Origin of the sequence: Dorea sp. AF24-7LB (genome assembly GCF_003478575.1) — a bacterium.
GTDB classification, from domain to species: Bacteria; Bacillota; Clostridia; order Lachnospirales; family Lachnospiraceae; genus Dorea_D; species Dorea_D hominis.
This window is the reverse complement of the sequence record NZ_QUFR01000003.1, coordinates 132118-150828: the sequence shown is the minus strand read 5'-3', so window position 1 is coordinate 150828 and position 18711 is coordinate 132118. Positions and strand designations below refer to the sequence as shown.

The window sequence follows — 18711 nt, the reverse complement described above, 5'->3', positions numbered from 1 at the left end:
TATTATGAAAAAACATTATTTTGCATATGAAATGTTCTCGAAATACAGAGGAGCAATTATGGGAATACAGATTTTATTGATTGTGTTTTTCCATTTTACAGAAGATTGCAAGGGATATAACGTCAGATATTCTGGTATAGTTTACTGGTTTTATAATTATGTTAAAAGTTCCGGAGTAGATATATTTCTTCTGGTATCAGGTTTAGGACTTTATTATTCCTGGAAGAAGAGGGCAGAGCTGAAATCGTTTTATCAGAGGAGATTTGTAAAAATACTGATTCCATATTTTCTGGTTGCGGTACCGGCATGGATATGGCTGGATCTGATTGAAGAACATAATGGATTAGTACAGATGTTTTCGGATCTATTTTTTCTTACATTCTTTGTTGGAAAAAATAAATGGTTCTGGTATATATTATTATGTGGTTTTTGTTACCTTATTTTTCCATATATATTCGATGTGATTGAGAAAGTCCGGGATCATACAGAAGCAAAGATGCGTGTACTTGTATTGTGCCTGACAGCTACAATTGTTACAATGATGTTGCAATTGTATGCAAAAGATCTGTATATGAATATCAGTATTGCAACAAAGAGGGTTCCGGCATTTATAATCGGTGTATATATTGGAAAATTAGCCTGGGAAAAGAAGGGAAAACCCATATGGAGCGTCTGGTTACAGCTGATACTTTTATGTTGGATGATGATTCCATTGCAGCTATATAACAAAAAGATAATGGGAGTATATTTACTTGCATTGATGAATTTGACAATCTGCGAGATTCTAATGTTGCTCTTTGAATGGACAGAGAATAAATCTTCTGTGATTTTAAAGTTGAGAAATGGTATTTTGGCAATATTAAACTGGTTTGGTAAATATACGATAGAGATTTATTTGATACATGTTGCATTCAGAAAAGTATTTAAGACTTTGGATTATCCTACATATCGATTAAAATATGAAGGAAGTATGCTTTTAATTTCATTTGTTCTTGCAGTTGCCTTGAAGTATTTGGATCTTTTCATGGAGAAAAGAGTACTTCTGAGTTTACAAAAAAAATAGCTTGAGAATTACGAAAGACTTTTTGACGAAAATTAATTGTCCAAAAAGTCTTTTTTGTCATAGCATCCGGAGGAAGCTGCCATTGGCAGGTTCTATAGGTTATAACCACAAAATGAGAATAAAAATATGTTAGAATATACTAACAGAAAATATTATTCTTAATATTTTCTGAAAATCAAAAAATATATAGAGGGTTTGTGTTAAAATGCTACAATGGATGTTTTAGGAGAAAGGAAAAGTGGAATGAGTAATTATAAAAAAATATTTTGTATGAGTGTTTATAAAATAATTACGATTATAACATTTTGCGTGTTGTTGATGATAGGGAGTGGAACGATTTTTCATGCTCATAACAGTGTGTTTATGTCTGTTTTACAGCCAGCGGTAAGGATAGCATTTTTAATAATATTAATTTTGACGGTTATAGGCAGTTATGTTTTATTGTTTCGTTTTTTTCAAAATGCTTCAAAAAAGTCAATTATAATAGCTACGCTGGTAATTGTATTCATGATGTTACTTGTGTATGGAATAATTCTGTATAATATTCAGCCATTTGCTTCATCGGATGCTTATAATGTACAGGATCTTGCACTTTATTTGGCGAAGACCGGGAAACACCGAGTGTCTGCGGATGCGCCTCATGCAATGGAATATTTTGGATATTATGCTAATAATTATTTTTTAACAATTTTATTAGCAAAATATTTCAGGATTTTGTTGTGGCTTGGAATTCAGGATATATATATTCCATTATATATATTAACAATTGGAGGGATGCTTGTTGGAACAATGTTCTTGTATTTGACAGGAGTATATGTGAAGGGAATTCGTGGTGGAGCAGAGATTTTGGCACTTTGTGCAGGTAATCCACTATATTATATATTGCCGCTGTGGGCATATACAAATGCACTTTCAGTACCATTTACTGCTGCTACAGTATACTTTGCTATTCGTCTGTTGCATGAAAAGGGAAGAAAGGGCAGAGGTATATCTGCAGCTTTATTTGCAGGAAGTCTTGCAGTTGGATATTATATACGACCGACCGTTGTGATACCGGCTATTGCTTTTTTAATATGCCTTATTGTAGAGCTGATTGCAGGAAAACGTCAGTGGAAAGAGGTAGGAGAATGTGTTGGAATTGTAATCGTGGTTTCAGCGATTACAATAGGTGGAATTTCAAAGATAAATCACAGATATTTTTCGGAGGTATCTGATCAGAATATTCCAATTACACACTGGATGATGATGGCATCTCATGGAACTGGTGAACTTGATATTGCAGATTATAAATATACGATACAGTTTCCGTCAAAAGAGGAGAAACAGAAGGCTGATTTAAAGCGGTTAAAAGAGAATTATGAAGCATATTCGCTATCGGAGCTGTTTGATTTTATAAATAAAAAATTAGATATTTCCTGGTGCTATGCTGATGGAAATGATCTTTTGGAAAAGGTTTCACAGAACCGGAAAAATACAGTTATTTACAACTGGATTCTTGGAAGTAAATCGGATTTATTCCGAACATATTGTTATGCTTTTCGTATTGCGAATATAGGGATGGTTCTGCTTGTATTATGGAAGATGCTGAAAAAAAGAAATCAGGATGTAAATCAGGTGTTTTATACATTATCATTTTTAGGTGGCGTATGTTTTTACAGTATATGGGAAATAAAAGCGTCTTATGGAATGCCATTTCTTATGTTTCTTTTGCTCCTTGGAAGTTATGGAATGGAATATTTAGCAGAGCAGATGAAAGAAAAAAAGAAAAAATGTATTTGTATAAATGAGGGAGGCAAAAACTTCTGGCAGAAAACAACAATAATTATATTTATCGTGAGTGTTTCAGTAATGATGTATGCAGAAATCAGTCAGTCTGTAACGGTACATAAAGAATGGGAAGTCCATTGTGCAGATATAGGATCTGTAAGAAAAATAAAAGGATATCAGAAACGATTTCGTCTGGAGCAGATTTTTTATGCGGACAGACCATATAACAGAATCGTTCTCATGGCTGGCGCAAAGGGAAAAGCCAAAGAGAATAATGCAAGTATATATGTGAAATTGACGGACACTTCCGGAAAATTGTTATATCGTGGAGAAATTGCAGCAAAAAATCTTTCCAGGCAGCAGGAAGTTGTATTAAAAATTCCGAAAGTTTTACCAGAAGGTAAAAGAAAATATAAATTAACAATATGGAAGAAAAGTGAGTACGCAGGAAATTTAAATATCTGGAAACGGAAAGAAGGTGTGCTCCATAGCTATAAAGGAGTAATGAAAATTTCCGGCGATAAAATGAAGTCAAAGCTGTATCTGGGTGTTTATCTGGAAAAGCAGGAAGCATGGTGTTCTGGAAGAACGGCTTTTGTTATATGCTTATGTTTTTGCGTGCTTGCATCTATGGTATTTTTGTGTTGCCCGGAAGCATGCCTGAATAAAGTGAAAGAAAACGGATAATGTTAAATGATTTGGGAGAAAAAGATTATGTCTGGAAACCGACATATAAATTAGAAAAATCTGAACATCCAAATGGATTGAGTTATTATAATTCATATATTTATTTAGATATTACTATTAATGTAATAAAAAGGGAACGGAACGATTAAGTCGCTCCCTTTTCCACAATTTCTGAAGATAATATTAAGAATTGTTGAAGCTTTACAGAAGATGGACATATAAATGGAAAAAGTGTGCTAGACTACGAAAAGAACAAATCATAGAGGTATAAAATACGAGAGTAGAAAGATATGCATACTTTTAGAATGAAATTACAATTGAATCTATATAAAGCCGTTATGGCATTGACTTTATTTTTTATTGTATTTATAGAAGCAGGGACAATCGTGACAGCACAAAGCCAGGTGTTTGCAGATATTTTGTCACCGGTAATGCGGTTGCTGCTTCCAATTCTTATTGCATTGTTGCTTGGCAGTTCTCTGCTCATCCTTTTCAGATGTTTGGACAAGATGGGAAAAAAGGGACTCTGGATATACACGGGTATATTATTTGTGATATTATTAGCTGGTTTCGGAGTTATTCTTAGTAATTTTCTTCCATTTTCGTCTACAGATGCATATAACATGCAGGATATGGCAATGTATCTCGCAAAGACAGGAGAAAAGCCGATTTCTGATACAGCACCGCATGCATCTTATTTCGGAATGTTTTCCAATAATTATTTCCTGACTGTTATATTTGCAAAATTTATCAATATGTTGTCCCGTGCCGGTATCACAGAAGTACAGTTTGCTCTGTTAGCTTTATCTGTGGCAGGAATGATTATTGCGACAATATTTTTATATTTGACAGGAATTCGTATCGGAGGTTTAAAAGGCGGAGCGAAAATTCTGACATTATGTGTGTTGAATCCGATTTATTATATTTTGCCAATGTGGATATATACCTGCTCATTTTCCATCCCTTTTACGGCGGCAGTAATCTATTTCGGAGTCAGACTTTTGAAAGAAGAGTCATGGAAAGACAGAGTTATTTCTGCAATATTGTTTGCTGTATTCGGAATAACCGGTTATTATATCCGTCCAACGGTAGTGATCCCGATGATTGCATTTGTTTTCTGTTATATTTTGGATCAGCTTATTGGAAAAAAGAAAATAAAAGAAAGTATACAGAGCTTTGGAATCGTACTGCTTATAGGAATTGTAGTTTCGCATGGCATATCGGGATTAAACCAGTCGTATTTTGAAACAGTCTCAGCACAGAATTATCCAATTACACATTGGTTAATGATGGCGTCACATGGAGACGGAGAGCACAATAAAGAAGATTATGCTTATACACATCAGTTCAGGACAAAAGAAGAGAAAACACAGGCGACAGTTGACCGGATGATAAAAAATTATAAAAGTTACAGTTTCAGTGAACTGATGGCTTTTGAACAGAAGAAACTTATGGTTTCGTGGTGTTATGCGGATGGAGGAGACCTGATAGAAAAAATTTCGCAGGATCAGAAGAATACACCGCTGTACACATGGATATTAGGAAGCAGATTCGATCTGTTCCGGGCATACTGCTATGGATTCAGGATCTCTAATATGGCTTTTCTGTGTCTGGCATTATGGAGACTGCTGAAAAGGAAAAAAGAAGATATCCTTCAGGTATTCTGGGCAGTATCTATATTAGGTGGAATTCTTTTTTATTGTATCTGGGAAATAAAAAGCTCTTACGGTATGCCATTTGTGATGCTGTTTCTATTATTGGGAATGGCAGGGATTGATGAGAGTAAGGAAAAGTTATTTCAGAAAAGGAATGAGAAATATGCATATAAATGTGGCTGGACAGAACTGGTGCTTCTTGTGTGTGTGATCTGTATCTGCCTTGTAAGTGGAGAACAGATGAGAAAATCTAAAATTCCTGTGTATCAGTGGAGTGTGCACTGTATTAATGGAACATCTGCAAAGAAGATGGAAGATGTAGGAAAAACAGTCCATATAAATCAGAAGTTTGAGGCATTACATTCATTTAACAGAATTGGATTGATCGTAAGTGCCGGAGACCGTGCAAAAGAGTTTAATGATATTTTGCAGGTACAATTAACAGATGAGAAGGGAAACCGGATTTACCGAGGAAAAATACAGGCTGATAAGGTGGGAGAGCATGGAAGTGTCATACTTAAATTTCCAAAAGTAACACCAACAAAAGAGAATAAGGATTATCATTTACGAATCTGGAATAAAAAACCTCATAAAGGCAAATTACGGGTGTGGTATAGAAAAGAGTTTTATATGCATAGTTATAAAGGAAAATTGGAAGTAGATGGAAGGAATCATTTTGAAAATTTGTATCTGCAAGTGTATAAAGAGACAAAAGAGCCGTGGTGTGACAAAAAACAGATGCTGGTAATAGCAGGAATCTTTTTACTGTGGACAGCAATTGTTCTGGTAATAATACCAAAAAAACGCTGCAATGAAAATGTTGAGAGAGGAGAGCGATAGCAGATGAGGGCAGAAACAAATATGGAGAACAATATAGAAATAAAGAATATCAGAGAGAAAACACCAACTCTTTATATTGTAATTCCGTGTTACAATGAAGAGGAAGTACTGCCGATTACCAGTAAGCAGTTTCTGGCAAAGATTCAGCAGTTAGTAACAGAAGAAAAGATTACAGATGACAGCCGGATATTATTTGTAAATGATGGATCAAAAGATTCAACATGGGATATTATCCGGAAACTCTCAGCAGAAGATCTGCATTATATTGGAATCTGCCAGAGCCGGAACCGAGGACATCAGAATGCTGTACTGGCAGGTCTTATGGAAGCAAAAGACCAGTGTGATATTACAATTTCGATTGATTGCGACGGACAAGATGATATTAACGCCATGGATCGTATGGTAGATGCGTATCTGGATGGCTGTGAAGTTGTGTATGGCGTACGTTCAAAACGAGATACGGATACAGTTTTTAAGCGGTTTACGGCAGAAGGGTTTTATAAGTTATTAAACTGGATGGGAGCGGAGGTTGTTTATAATCATGCAGATTATCGCCTGATTTCCAGTCGTGTATTACAGGAATTTGCGAATTATAAAGAAGTAAACATTTTCCTTCGTGGCATGGTTCCACTTGTTGGTTTTAAAAGTACGTCTGTATATTATGAAAGAGCAGAGCGTATCGCCGGAGAAAGCCATTATCCGTTAAAGAAAATGCTTGCGCTTGCCTTTGATGGAATTACCAGTCTGTCAGTAAAACCGATTCGTTTGATTACTTCCTTTGGGTTGCTTGTTGCAAGTCTGAGCTTTATCGGAATCCTTTGGGCAGTGATCGGTGCGCTGGTTGGAGAGACGGCACCGGGATGGGCGAGTGTAACCTGTATTGTATGTTTTATCGGAGGAATCCAGATGTTATTTCTTGGTGTGATTGGAGAATATATTGGAAAGATTTATCTGGAGACTAAGCATCGCCCACGTTATATTATCAGTGAGCGTACTTACAAAGATACAGATGCCAAGCAGGATATGGGAACTGATAAAAAGTAAAATGAGAGAAAATAAAAGGCAATAGAAAAAGAAAACAAAAGAGGGAAGAACGAAAATAAGATGAAGAAAGTAATTGATTGGGTAACAATAAAATTTTTGATCGTTGGAGTGATCAATACACTGGTGGGATCAGCGGTAATGTTTTTGCTGTATAATGGATTCCATACCGGATACTGGATTGCTTCCGCGTGCAATTATATTATAGGAAGTATTGTAAGTTATTTTCTGAATAAACATTTTACGTTCCGGAGTAAAGAAAAATCACTTCGCGAAGTGATAACATTTGCTGTAAATATTGTAATCTGTTATGTTCTGGCATATGGTATCGCAAAGCCATGTGTATATCAGATCTTCAGCGGGTATGGCACAAAGATACAAGATAATATTGCCATGTTTGCAGGAATGTGTCTGTTTGTGGGACTGAATTATTTTGGACAGAGATTTGTAGTTTTTAAAGGTGGAAAAGAATAAATTCCACCTTTTTCCTATAATTAAAATATTTTATAGAAAATGCCAATACAGCTTCCTGAAATTTGACAATAACCGCATTGTTACGGTATTCTGTTTTAGTAAAGCTATTATCTGAAAGAAATTGTTAGAAATAGTTTCTGCAGATGATTTGGGTGTAGGGAAATAGAACAGGAGATAATAAATATGAAGAAACGGAATATACTTGTAGCAATGATGACAGCACTGGCACTTTGTGTGGCCGCAGTTCCGGCATCTGTATATGCGCAGGATGCGACGGCAGAAACAACAGTAACACAGGAAACGGAAAATACAGAAGCTTCTAATGTGAACGGAGCAGACGATCCGGGAGCCGGAAGATTAGCCGGACATATTGCACCGGAATTTTTTGGTGGACAGTCAATGACAAGAACAACGGCGAACTATAAGCATGCAGATAAGTTCAAGAGCGGTTATACAATCCAGACCGGAGTCGATGTATCCAAATGGAATGGAAAGATTGACTGGGGCAGAGCGAAAAAAGCCGGTGTTCAGTTTGCGCTGGTGCGTATGGCTTACCGCGGATATGGCTCTGCCGGATCCATGGGAATCGATGAAACAGGTGTGACAAATCTGAAAAACGCGCTTGCAGCAGGAATTCCTGTAGGGGCATACATATTTTCACAGGCAACGACGGAAGCAGAGGCAAAAGCAGAAGCAGATCTTCTGATTTCCCAGGTAAAAGGATATAAGATTACACTGCCACTGGTGATGGATTTTGAATATTACAGTGATAGCGGAAAGAATGAAGGACGTCTCTATGATGCCAAATTAAGCAAATCAAAGGCAACTGCCATATGCAATGCATTTTGCGCGAGAGTGGCATCTAAAGGCTACACACCGATGGTATATGCAAATGCTGATATGTTGAAAAATAAGTTAAATGCATCCGATATCAGCAAAAACTATATGATCTGGCTTGCCAATTATACATCTAAAACGACGTATACCGGAGATTATAATTTCTGGCAATATTCTGCGGCCGGAGCTGTGGATGGAATCAGCGGAAGGGTGGATATGAACTTCCGCTACATAAAAAAAGATACTTCAGACACAACAGCATCCGGAACATTGAAGACTCCGGCTCTTAAAGCATCCGGAAAGAATTTTTATACGGTAAAATTATCCTGGAGTAAAGTGAACGGAGCAAGCGGTTATAAGATTCAAAAATACAATAGCTCAAAAAAAGCCTACGAGACAATAAAGACGATTAGCAATGGTTCTACAGTGTCCTACAATCATACAGGTTTAAATGCAGCAACGACATACAAATATCGTGTCCGTGCATATAAGAAAGCAAACGGAACAACAGTGTACAGTTCCTATACTTCGGCTGTGAAAGCGACTACGAAAAAAGCGGTTTCCGGAAAAATCAAAGGCAGCAATGTAAATTTCCGTAAAGGCGCATCAATTTCTAAAGCAAAGATCGCGCAGTTGAAAAAAGGAAAAAATGTTACTCTGACTGGGAAGAGCGGAAGCTGGTATAAAGTAAAAGCAAGTATAAACGGAAAGAGTAAAACAGGCTATATTTTAGATGATTATGTGAAGATCACATCGCGTCAGGCAAAAGTAAATGCAACGAATGTCAATGTGCGTAAAGGTCCGGGAACTTCTTATAAAAAAGTGAAAACTCTTACAAAAGGAACAGAGATTTCGGTGATAGGAACAAAGGGAAGCTGGTATAAAATCTCATTTTCTGTAAAAGGCAAGAAAAAGACAGGCTATATGTTGACAAGTTATGTAAGTATATTGTAAATTAAAAATTAGTTTAACTTTCATGGAATGACAGGCAATACCAGAATATGAGGAGATTATAAAAGGAGAATGAAAAAGAGAACAAGAATACTGGCGGCGCTTTTGACAATGTGTGTAAGTATTTCCATGCTTCCGTTTTGTACAAAAGCCGCAGAGATACCTGAAGATGGTGACCCGGGAGATTACCGTCTGAACGGAAAGATTGCACCGGAATTTTATGATACACCTGCTTCGGCAAAAGCAAGAGCAGTGATCAACAATTCGAAATATCAGCATGCGTCTAAGTTTAAAGACGGATATGAGATCCAGACCGGAATTGATGTATCTTATCATCAGGGGAATATTGATTGGAAGAAAGTAAAGGCTGCCGGTGTGCAGTTTGCGATCATCCGTGCGGGATACCGCTCTTACGGAGAAGGAAAATTATATCCGGACAAGCAGGTAGATAATTATATTCCGGCAGCGATCAATGCGGGCATCCCGGTTGGCGCTTATATTTTCTCACAGGCGATCACAGAGAAAGAAGCGAGAGAAGAAGCGGATTATATTATTTCAAAAGTCAGCAAATACAAATTAAAGCTTCCGATTGTCCTGGATTACGAATATGTAACGCCGACGCTGGGAAGACTGGCAACTGCGAAACTCAGCAGAACGAAGAAGACGAAGATCTGCAATGCGTTTTGCGCAAGAGTTGCATCCAAAGGCTACACACCGATGGTTTATGCGAATCGTTCGATGCTGACAAATGATATGTATGCAGATCAGATCGATAGTAAATATAAGATCTGGCTGGCACAGTATAATACGAAAGTTACTTATGGAAGAACATACGAATACTGGCAGTATAGCCCGACTGGAAGAATAAGCGGAATCAATGATAAGAATGTAGATATGAACTTCCGTTATGTAAAACAGCAGGAAACTTTGAAGATAAAAAAGACAACACAGGATAGTATTACGATACAGTGGGAGCCAATCGAGCATGCATCCGGCTATGAAGTTTTCAAGAAAAATATAGCAGATAAATATGTAAAGATTGCAACGATCGAAGATGCGGATGCAACAACTTATACAGATACCGGACTTGGAAAAGGCGAGGCGGGAACTTACAAAGTGCGTGCATTTTTAGAGAAAGATGCAGGGGAAGATTACAGTTCTTTCACACCGGTAGCTACAGGTGTAACCGGAATTGACGGCACCGCACTTTCAGCAAAAGGAACAGCACTGGATCGGATTTTACTTGGCTGGGAACAGGCAGCAGACGCAAGCGGATATATTATACAGCGTTATGATTCTGCGAAGAAGTCTTATACTACGATAAAGACCGTTACAAGTCCGAAGACGTTATCTTATACAGATGCGGATCTGGATGCTTCTAAGACCTATACATACCGGATTCGTGCATATAAATCGGTAAGTGGCGTAAAAGGATACAGCGGGTATACAGAAGCAAAAGCGGTAACGAAGAAAGCAGAGACAGGAAGAGTCAGCGTTTCAAGTGTGAATTTCCGCAAAGGACCATCTACTTCTTATAAGAGCCAGGGAACTCTTACAAGAGGAAAAACAGTATCGGTAACAGGAGCACGCAGCGGCTGGTATAAAGTTACAGCGAAGCTGAACGGAACGAAGAAGACGGGATATGTAATGAAAAGCTACATAAAGACCGGTGCGGGAGCACGCATTGGTTTTCCATCTCTTAAGACACAGGCCGTTTCAAGAAGTAAAATAAAACTAAGCTGGAAACAGATTATAGGTGCGGATGGGTATGAGATTGTCCGCTATAATACGAAGAAGAAAGCGTATAAGAAGATAAAAACGCTCACGAATCCAAAAACTGTTTCTTATACGGATAAAGGACTGAAAAAGCGTACAAAGTACAAGTATAAAATACGTGCATATCAGAAGAACGGGACGAAAAAGGTTTATGGATTTTACTCGAATCCGAAGAATGGCATGACAAGATAAATTTAAGAAGAAATGAGGTACAACATGGCAGGAAAGAGGCGCAGAAGACGCAGAAGAAGAGCAGGAAACTGGTTCTCGCGTCTAAGCATAGAAAAGAAGATTGCACTCTGTATGGGAAGTTTGGTGCTTTGTCTTGCGGCAAGCGGCGTGATATTTGTGGCAGCCAAGCTTGGCAAACTTGACACGGAGGAAATCGATGCGGCAGATATTCAGGTGAACAAAGAAGCAGAAGAGACCGGGGAAGGTTATACGAATGTAGCACTTTTCGGAATCGATTCCAGAAGCGGTGAGCTGGAAAAAGGAACCAGAACAGACTGTATTATTGTAGCAAGTCTGAATAATAAGACAAAAGAAGTACGTATGTCCAGTGTTTACAGAGATACTCTTCTGGACATCAAAGACGGACACCTGCAAAAATGTAATGCAGCATATAGTTTCGGTGGTCCGACACAGGCAATCAATATGCTGAATAAGAATCTGGATCTGGATATTGAAAAGTTTGCAACTGTGGATTTTGCAGCTATTTCAGAAACGATAGACTTACTTGGTGGTCTGGATATAAATGTGAAAAAAGAAGAGATCCAGTATCTGAATAAGTTTGTTGGTGAGACAGCCAGAGTTGCAAAGAAAAAGGCAAAGAAAGTTACCAAGCCTGGAAAACAGCATCTCAATGGCGTGCAGGCGACAACCTATGCACGTATCCGTTCAACAGCGGGCGGGGATTTCACACGAACGGAGAGACAGCGTCTCGTTATCCAGAAGATCGTTGAGAAGGCACAGAAATCAGATTTTGCTACGATCAACAAGATCATTGATAAATTACTTCCGACAATTAAGACAAACTTTTCAGCAGCAGAGATCCTCTCTTATGCGAAAGATTTTACAAAGTATAAGATCGGTGCCTCATCCGGATTCCCATTTGAAAAAACGACAGATACGATTTCCGGACTGGGAAGTATCGTTATTCCGGTAAAACTGGACAACAATGTAAAAGAACTGCATAAGTTTCTGTATGATGATGAAAATTACAAAACATCCAGTGAAGTGAAGACAATCAGCAATGCAGTTGTTGCAAGAGTCGGACAGAGACAGGCAGAAAGCAGTTCGACGTTGAACAGTAAGACATATAAGACAGCGCCGGAAGATAAGGCACAGGAGTCGAATAAGTATACACCGACAAGGTCTTATAAGAATAACAACAGCAGTTACCATAATAATACGAACAGTAATCGTAACAACGGAAACAGCGGTACAAACAGTAATAAAAATAACAACAGCAATAAGAATAACAATTCGGGAAATCATTCTGGAAATACCGGAGGCAGCACAGGTGGAAATACCGGAGGCAGTACAGGCGGAAACTCTGGAAGTAATACCGGAGATGGAAGCAGTGAATCCGGAGGCGGAAGCAGTGAATCCGGAGACGGCAATACCGGAGGCGGAAGCAGTGAAAACGAAGCAGAATAAGTAAAATAATAAGGAAAGGGTGTACATAATTGACATGTACATCCTTTTTTTGTTAGAATAAACACAAAAAAATGTAGAAAAACGGGTGGAAAAATGATGTATGATTATTTAATTGTCGGATCTGGTTTATTCGGATCCATTTTCGCGTATGAAGCGGGAAAAAAAGGAAAACAATGTCTGGTAGTGGAGAAAAGAGATCATATTGGTGGAAATATTTATACAAAAGAAGTTGAAGGAATTCAGGTTCACCAGTATGGAGCGCACATTTTCCATACAAGCAACAGAGAAGTCTGGGAGTATGTACAGCAGTTTGCAGAGTTCAACCGTTATACGAACAGTCCGGTAGCGAATTATAAAGGAGAAATCTATAATCTTCCATTTAATATGAACACATTCAATAAACTGTGGGGTGTTGTGACACCGGCAGAGGCAAAAGCGAAGATTGAAGAACAGGCAGCAGCTTATCGCACAGAGCATCCGGCGAATTTAGAAGAACAGGCACTCAACCTGGTCGGAAAAGATATTTATGAGAAACTGATCAAAGGATATACAGAGAAGCAGTGGGGGCATCGCGCAACAGAGCTTCCACCGGAGATTATTAAACGTCTGCCGGTGCGGTATATTTATGATAATAATTATTTTAATGATATTTATCAGGGAATCCCGATTGGTGGATATACAGCTATGATCGAGAAGATGCTTGCAAAGGCAGAAGTAAGACTTGGTGTGGATTACCTGGAACACAAAGACGAACTGGATGCACTTGCAGAGAAAGTAGTATATACCGGCCCGATCGATGCATATTATGGATATCAGTTCGGAGAACTGGAGTACCGCAGTGTTTCTTTTGAAACGGAAGTACTGGATCAGCCGAATTATCAGGGAAATGCAGTTGTAAATTATACGGAATACGAAGTACCGTACACAAGAATCATTGAACACAAGCATTTCGAGTTTGGCACACAGGATAAGACGGTCATCTCTAGAGAATATCCTGCAGCATGGAAGAAAGGTGATGAGCCTTACTATCCGGTAAATAATGAGAAGAATAATATGCTGTATCATTCTTATGAGGAACTTGCAAAGGAAGAAAAGAAAGTCATTTTTGGAGGAAGACTTGGAACATATAAATACATGGATATGCACCATGTCGTAGCAGAAGCTCTTCGGGTTACGAAAGAAGAGTTAATTTAGGTTGCACTTTTTGCGAAAATATAGTAATATATTGTAGTATTTTGTATAAAAAGAAAAGTGAGGCTTGATATGGCAAAGAAGAGGAATCAGAGAAACCTTAAAGCAGTGCAGGCTGCCAAGGCCAGAAAAAAGCGAAGGAACAGAAGAAGAAGGCGTGCAATCGTACTGGCAATCGAAGTGATCATATTGCTCGCATTGTCCGCAACAGCTTTTGTCATGGCGAAGTATGACAAGTTCCAGCGTGTAGAGATTAACTCAGATGATATTAAAATCAATTCCGGAGTGAAGAAGGAAGGATATACAACAGTAGCGTTATTCGGAGGCGACTCCAGAGAAGGAGAACTGGAAGCCGGTACGCGCACGGATACGATCATAGTTGTAGCGCTTGACCACAAAGAAGGTGTGATCCGTATGGCGTCCATTTACCGAGATACGCTTCTGCAGCAGGATGATAATACCTATAATAAAGCGAATCATGCATATTTTTCAGGCGGTCCGAAAGCAGCAATCAACATGCTGAACAAGAATCTGGACCTGGATATTCAGGATTATGCAACCGTCGATTTCAAAGCAATGTCTGATGTGGTAGATATGCTTGGCGGAATTAAGATACAGGTAACCGATCCGGAAGCGAAGATGCTGAATAAGTATGTCGGTGAGACAGCAAAAGCATCCAAGAAGAAGGCGCATAAGTTAAATGGCGGTGGTGTCTATACACTGGATGGACCGCAGGCTGTAACATATGCAAGACTTCGTAAGCTGGAAGGCGGAGATTACAAGCGTACAGAGAGACAGCGTCTTGTGATTAAGAAGTTGTACGAGAAAGGTATTAAAGCAGACATTGGTACACTTAATAAGATTGTGGATAAGATATTTCCGCAGGTATCTACGAGTTTTTCGCTGAAAGAAGTACTTTCGCTTGCGGCGAGTGCCTCAAGTTATAAGCTGGGTGACAGTCAGGGCTTCCCGTTTGAGAAGACGGATGGAATTATCTACAGGACTGCAGGAGATGTTGTTGTACCGCTTGGACTGGCTGAGAATGTAGAAGAATTGCATAAGTTCCTGTACCCGAACGAGACAAAAACGGTATCTTCTACAGTGCAGATGATTTCAACAGAGATTTCCAATCTGACGAATGTTGTACGTCCGGCGAATATGAATACAGAAGAAGAGACGAATACAGATAATAACAGTAATAGTAACAATAACAATAACAATAACAGTAATAAACCGGTGATTACAAACTCAACCAGTGACTCCGGAAATAGTAAAAGTAATAATAATACAACTGGTGGCGGGACAGAATAAAAGTTGATTTAGGAGGAATAGAAAGAACATGAAAGCATTTAAGAAACTCAGTGCAGCTTTATTGACTCTCTGTCTGTGCGTGTCTTGTTTTTCTTTCGTTGCACATGCAGCAGATGGAAGAATCTCTTTTACAGATCCAAGCACAGCAGTTGGAGATGAAGTAGAAGTGAAATGTGTAGTACGCTCCACAAGTTCAAGCCTTGGAAATATGGAAGTGAAGTTGAGCTATGATACGGCTTCATTGAAATTTGAATCTGGAGATGGTGTGAAGGAAAATGGCGGAGCACTGACTTATACAGGAACCGGCGGCTCTACAGAAACTTCTTTTACAATGAAGTTTCAGGCGTTAAAAGAAGGAAGCACCAAGGTTGAAGTTTCCGGCGCAACGATTGCGTCCGATGTCGGTACGACACTGACACTGGATCAGGGGAATTCAACAGTTAAGATTGCAGCGGGTGATCCATCCAAGATAAAAAGTGATTCCAAGAGCAGCAAAGCTGGAAATGCAGCAGATAAGACTGTAAAAGTAAATGGAAAGTCTTATACGCTGACAGATGAATTTTCAGATAATGATGTTCCGACGGGATATTCCAGAGTGACTGTTTCACTGGACGGAGAAGACCGTCAGATGGTGAAGAATGAAGACAGTGGCATTACACTTGGTTATTTGATGGACAGTGATAAAAAAGGTGACTTTTTCATGTATAATGAAGAAGATGCAACTTTTTCTCCATATGAGGAAGTCAGTATTTCTGACAGTACATCTATTGTTGTGCTGAGCGATACGTCCAAAGTAAAGCTTCCATCGAATTATCAGGAAGCAAAGCTGACTTTAAATGATAAAGAATTTCCGGTATGGCAGAATAGTGACAGTACAGATTATTATGTCCTGTATGCAATGAATGACAAAGGCGAGACCGGATATTATCAGTATGATTCCCAGGAGAATACTTACCAGAGAATGGATGATCCGTCTGAGACTTCTAAGACAGATACATCCAGTAAAACTACTTCCAACAAGCTTCCGGCATTTGTAAATGATCATTTACAGATGATTGTTCTTGCAGGAGGAATCGGAGCAGTTGTTCTTTTACTGATCCTTATTATTCTTGGTATCAAACTGCATAACCGTAACGCAGAGTTAGATGAGCTTTATGATGAGTACGGTATTGATGTGGAAGAAGAGCCGGTACCGGTAAAAAACAAAAAAGAAAAGAAGAATAAAAAAGAATCTCGTTTTGGTAAGAAAAAACAATCAGATGAAGATGATTTTGAAACTTACGACGGAGAAGATTTTGATAATGTAGATGATGGAGATGCATTTGAAGAAGCATATGTAGAAGATGATTATGATGCATATGATGCAGAAGACGCGTATGAAGATGCTTATGACGAAGATGATTTTGAAGACGAATACGATGCTTATGACGAAGACGAATTCGGAGAGATTACTTATGAAGAGGATGATTACGGCAATCTGGATAAAAATGTATTTGCCGGATATACTCCAAGAGAAGAACTTACGATTGATGATTTAGATGATCTTCTCGGAGAGACACCGAAAAAGAAGAGAGGGCATATGGAAGATGATGATACCTTTAAGGTGGATTTCATTGACCTTGATTAATTGTGAAGCTCTGGCTGTTCCTGGGTTTGGAAGAGCTGGAGCTTTTGAGCAATGTTAATATAACGGATGATATATTGTATGAAGGAGAGAAAATCATGAAATGGAATCAATTCCGATTAAAAACAACAACTGAAGCAGAAGATATTGTTAGCAGCATGCTGGCGGATCTTGGAATCGAAGGCGTGCAGATTGAAGATAAGATCCCGCTTACACAGCAGGACAAAGAGCAGATGTTTGTGGATATATTACCAGATATTCCGGAAGATGACGGAGTTGCCTATCTCACATTTTATCTTGACCCGGATCTGGATGCAGGAACGATCCTTGCACAGGTAAGGGAAGAAATGGAACAGATGCGTGCATATGTAGATGTAGGAGATGCAACGATTGAGGAATCCGAGACAGAAGATGTGGACTGGGTAAATAACTGGAAACAGTATTTCCATCAGTTCTATATTGATGATATCCTTGTAATTCCATCCTGGGAAGATGTAAAAGCAGAAGACAGTGATAAACTGGTGATCCACATTGATCCGGGTACAGCTTTTGGTACAGGAATGCATGAAACAACACAACTTTGTATCCGTGCGCTGAGAAAATATGTAAAAAATGGAGATCTTGTTCTGGATGTAGGATGCGGAAGTGGTATCCTGGGTATGCTTGCACTGAAGTTTGGTGCAGGACATTCCATCGGAACAGATCTTGATCCGTGTGCGCTTGATGCCACCCATGAAAATATGGAAGTAAACGGTATAGCAAAAGATCAATATGAAGTTATGATCGGTAATATTATTGATGATAAAGACGTGCAGGATGCTGTCGGATATGAAAAATACGACATTGTACTTGCTAACATCCTTGCGGATGTTCTGGAGTCACTGACTCCGGTAATCGTACACCAGATGAAACCGGGAGCTGTATATATTACAAGTGGTATCATTGAGGACAAAGAAACAGTTGTAACAGAGGCTGTAAAGGCGGCAGGACTGGAAGTCCTGGAAGTGAACCACCAGGGGGAATGGGTTTCTGTTGTCGCACGTAAAAATGCATAAATAAAAACAGGCAGCTCAGACAGGAGAAAAAAGATGCAGCATTTTTTTATTGAACCGTCCCAGGCAGAAGGTGAGTGGATACGTCTGAATGGTTCGGATGTGAATCATATGAAGAACGTTCTGCGTATGCATGCGGGGGAACGTGTGACAGTCAGTGACGGAGCCGGAAAGACATACCAGTGTGTGATTGATTCTTATGAAGATAAGGAGGCCGTACTTAAAATAGAATCGCAGGAAGAGAGCAGTACAGAACTTCCATCCAGAATTTATCTGTTCCAGGGACTGCCAAAGCAGGAAAAGATGGAGTGGATCGTGCAGAAGTCGGTAGAACTTGGAGCTTATCAGATTGTTCCGGTTTCCATGAAGCGCTGCGTTGTAAAATTGGATGCGAAAAAGGCAGCAAAGAAGCAGGAACGATGGCAGGAAATTTCCAAAAGTGCGGCAAAGCAGTCCGGTCGGAGTGTAATCCCGGAAGTTATACCGGTGTGTACATTTAAAGAAGCACTGGAACAGGCAAAGCAGCTGGATGTCATTCTCGTACCGTATGAATGTGCAGAAGGTATGAAAGAGACAAAAACACTTCTTGAGAAAATATGGCCGGGGCAGAGCGTTGGGATATTTATCGGACCGGAAGGCGGATTTGAAGAAGCAGAGATCGAACAGGCACTGGCGGCAGGCGCACATACGATCACACTGGGAAAGAGGATTTTAAGAACGGAGACAGCGGGACTTACAACGTTGTCGGTACTTATGTTCCATTTGGAAGAATGATACATAAGC

General features: G+C 39.1%; 13 protein-coding genes. All 13 read left to right on the top strand.

Going from position 1 to position 18711, the window contains the following annotated elements:
• The first annotated feature begins 4 nt into the window (after positions 1–4).
• The 13 genes from DWY31_RS04740 to DWY31_RS04680 all read left to right on the top strand — a co-directional run bounded on the left by DWY31_RS04740 (position 5) and on the right by DWY31_RS04680 (position 18702).
• A complete protein-coding gene (locus tag DWY31_RS04740) occupies positions 5–1063 on the top strand; it encodes an acyltransferase family protein (protein WP_118519668.1) in 1059 nt (352 codons plus the stop codon).
• Between the two features lie 519 nt (positions 1064–1582).
• Positions 1583–3517, top strand: coding sequence for a hypothetical protein (locus DWY31_RS04735; RefSeq protein WP_147323699.1), 1935 nt, complete (start codon positions 1583–1585; stop codon positions 3515–3517).
• 290 nt (positions 3518–3807) lie between these two features.
• The gene (locus DWY31_RS04730) at positions 3808–6012 is read left to right on the top strand and encodes a hypothetical protein (RefSeq protein ID WP_117538134.1); all 2205 of its coding nucleotides are present in this window, start codon (positions 3808–3810) and stop codon (positions 6010–6012) included.
• 21 nt (positions 6013–6033) lie between these two features.
• On the top strand, positions 6034–7056 hold the full coding sequence (locus tag DWY31_RS04725; protein WP_117538186.1) for a glycosyltransferase family 2 protein: 1023 nt from the start codon (positions 6034–6036) through the stop codon (positions 7054–7056).
• A 60-nt stretch (positions 7057–7116) separates the two neighbouring features.
• Positions 7117–7527, top strand: coding sequence for a GtrA family protein (locus DWY31_RS04720; RefSeq protein WP_021861623.1), 411 nt, complete (start codon positions 7117–7119; stop codon positions 7525–7527).
• Between the two features lie 183 nt (positions 7528–7710).
• Positions 7711–9318 carry a GH25 family lysozyme gene (locus tag DWY31_RS04715; protein ID WP_118519667.1) on the top strand — a complete coding sequence of 536 codons (1608 nt, stop codon included), beginning with the start codon at positions 7711–7713 and terminating at the stop codon, positions 9316–9318.
• 69 nt (positions 9319–9387) lie between these two features.
• The gene (locus tag DWY31_RS04710) at positions 9388–11283 is read left to right on the top strand and encodes a GH25 family lysozyme (RefSeq protein WP_118519666.1); all 1896 of its coding nucleotides are present in this window, start codon (positions 9388–9390) and stop codon (positions 11281–11283) included.
• A gap of 24 nt (positions 11284–11307) precedes the next feature.
• Positions 11308–12750, top strand: a complete 1443-nt coding sequence (locus tag DWY31_RS04705) for an LCP family protein (protein ID WP_118519665.1) — start codon at positions 11308–11310, stop codon at positions 12748–12750.
• A 96-nt stretch (positions 12751–12846) separates the two neighbouring features.
• Positions 12847–13944 carry a UDP-galactopyranose mutase gene (gene glf, locus DWY31_RS04700; protein WP_118287752.1) on the top strand — a complete coding sequence of 366 codons (1098 nt, stop codon included), beginning with the start codon at positions 12847–12849 and terminating at the stop codon, positions 13942–13944.
• A 69-nt stretch (positions 13945–14013) separates the two neighbouring features.
• Positions 14014–15252, top strand: coding sequence for an LCP family protein (locus tag DWY31_RS04695; protein WP_199537837.1), 1239 nt, complete (start codon positions 14014–14016; stop codon positions 15250–15252).
• Positions 15253–15280: 28 nt separating this feature from the next.
• Positions 15281–16879: a cohesin domain-containing protein gene (locus tag DWY31_RS04690; protein WP_118519664.1), complete on the top strand. Its 1599-nt coding sequence runs from the start codon at positions 15281–15283 to the stop codon at positions 16877–16879.
• A 95-nt stretch (positions 16880–16974) separates the two neighbouring features.
• Positions 16975–17931 carry a 50S ribosomal protein L11 methyltransferase gene (prmA, locus tag DWY31_RS04685; RefSeq protein WP_118519711.1) on the top strand — a complete coding sequence of 319 codons (957 nt, stop codon included), beginning with the start codon at positions 16975–16977 and terminating at the stop codon, positions 17929–17931.
• A 33-nt stretch (positions 17932–17964) separates the two neighbouring features.
• A complete protein-coding gene (locus DWY31_RS04680) occupies positions 17965–18702 on the top strand; it encodes a 16S rRNA (uracil(1498)-N(3))-methyltransferase (protein ID WP_118519663.1) in 738 nt (245 codons plus the stop codon).
• Positions 18703–18711: the final 9 nt, after the last annotated feature.

Bases quoted from the DNA above. Each gene is read 5' to 3' on its own strand.
- prmA (WP_118519711.1), top strand. From the start codon at position 16,975: ATGAAATGGAATCAATTCCGATTAAAAACAACAACTGAAGCAGAAGAT.
- DWY31_RS04730 (WP_117538134.1), top strand. From the start codon at position 3,808: ATGCATACTTTTAGAATGAAATTACAATTGAATCTATATAAAGCCGTT.
- DWY31_RS04740 (WP_118519668.1), top strand. From the start codon at position 5: ATGAAAAAACATTATTTTGCATATGAAATGTTCTCGAAATACAGAGGA.
- DWY31_RS04710 (WP_118519666.1), top strand. From the start codon at position 9,388: ATGAAAAAGAGAACAAGAATACTGGCGGCGCTTTTGACAATGTGTGTA.
- glf (WP_118287752.1), top strand. From the start codon at position 12,847: ATGTATGATTATTTAATTGTCGGATCTGGTTTATTCGGATCCATTTTC.
- DWY31_RS04705 (WP_118519665.1), top strand. From the start codon at position 11,308: ATGGCAGGAAAGAGGCGCAGAAGACGCAGAAGAAGAGCAGGAAACTGG.
- DWY31_RS04680 (WP_118519663.1), top strand. From the start codon at position 17,965: ATGCAGCATTTTTTTATTGAACCGTCCCAGGCAGAAGGTGAGTGGATA.
- DWY31_RS04690 (WP_118519664.1), top strand. From the start codon at position 15,281: ATGAAAGCATTTAAGAAACTCAGTGCAGCTTTATTGACTCTCTGTCTG.
- DWY31_RS04720 (WP_021861623.1), top strand. From the start codon at position 7,117: ATGAAGAAAGTAATTGATTGGGTAACAATAAAATTTTTGATCGTTGGA.
- DWY31_RS04725 (WP_117538186.1), top strand. From the start codon at position 6,034: ATGGAGAACAATATAGAAATAAAGAATATCAGAGAGAAAACACCAACT.
- DWY31_RS04695 (WP_199537837.1), top strand. From the start codon at position 14,014: ATGGCAAAGAAGAGGAATCAGAGAAACCTTAAAGCAGTGCAGGCTGCC.
- DWY31_RS04715 (WP_118519667.1), top strand. From the start codon at position 7,711: ATGAAGAAACGGAATATACTTGTAGCAATGATGACAGCACTGGCACTT.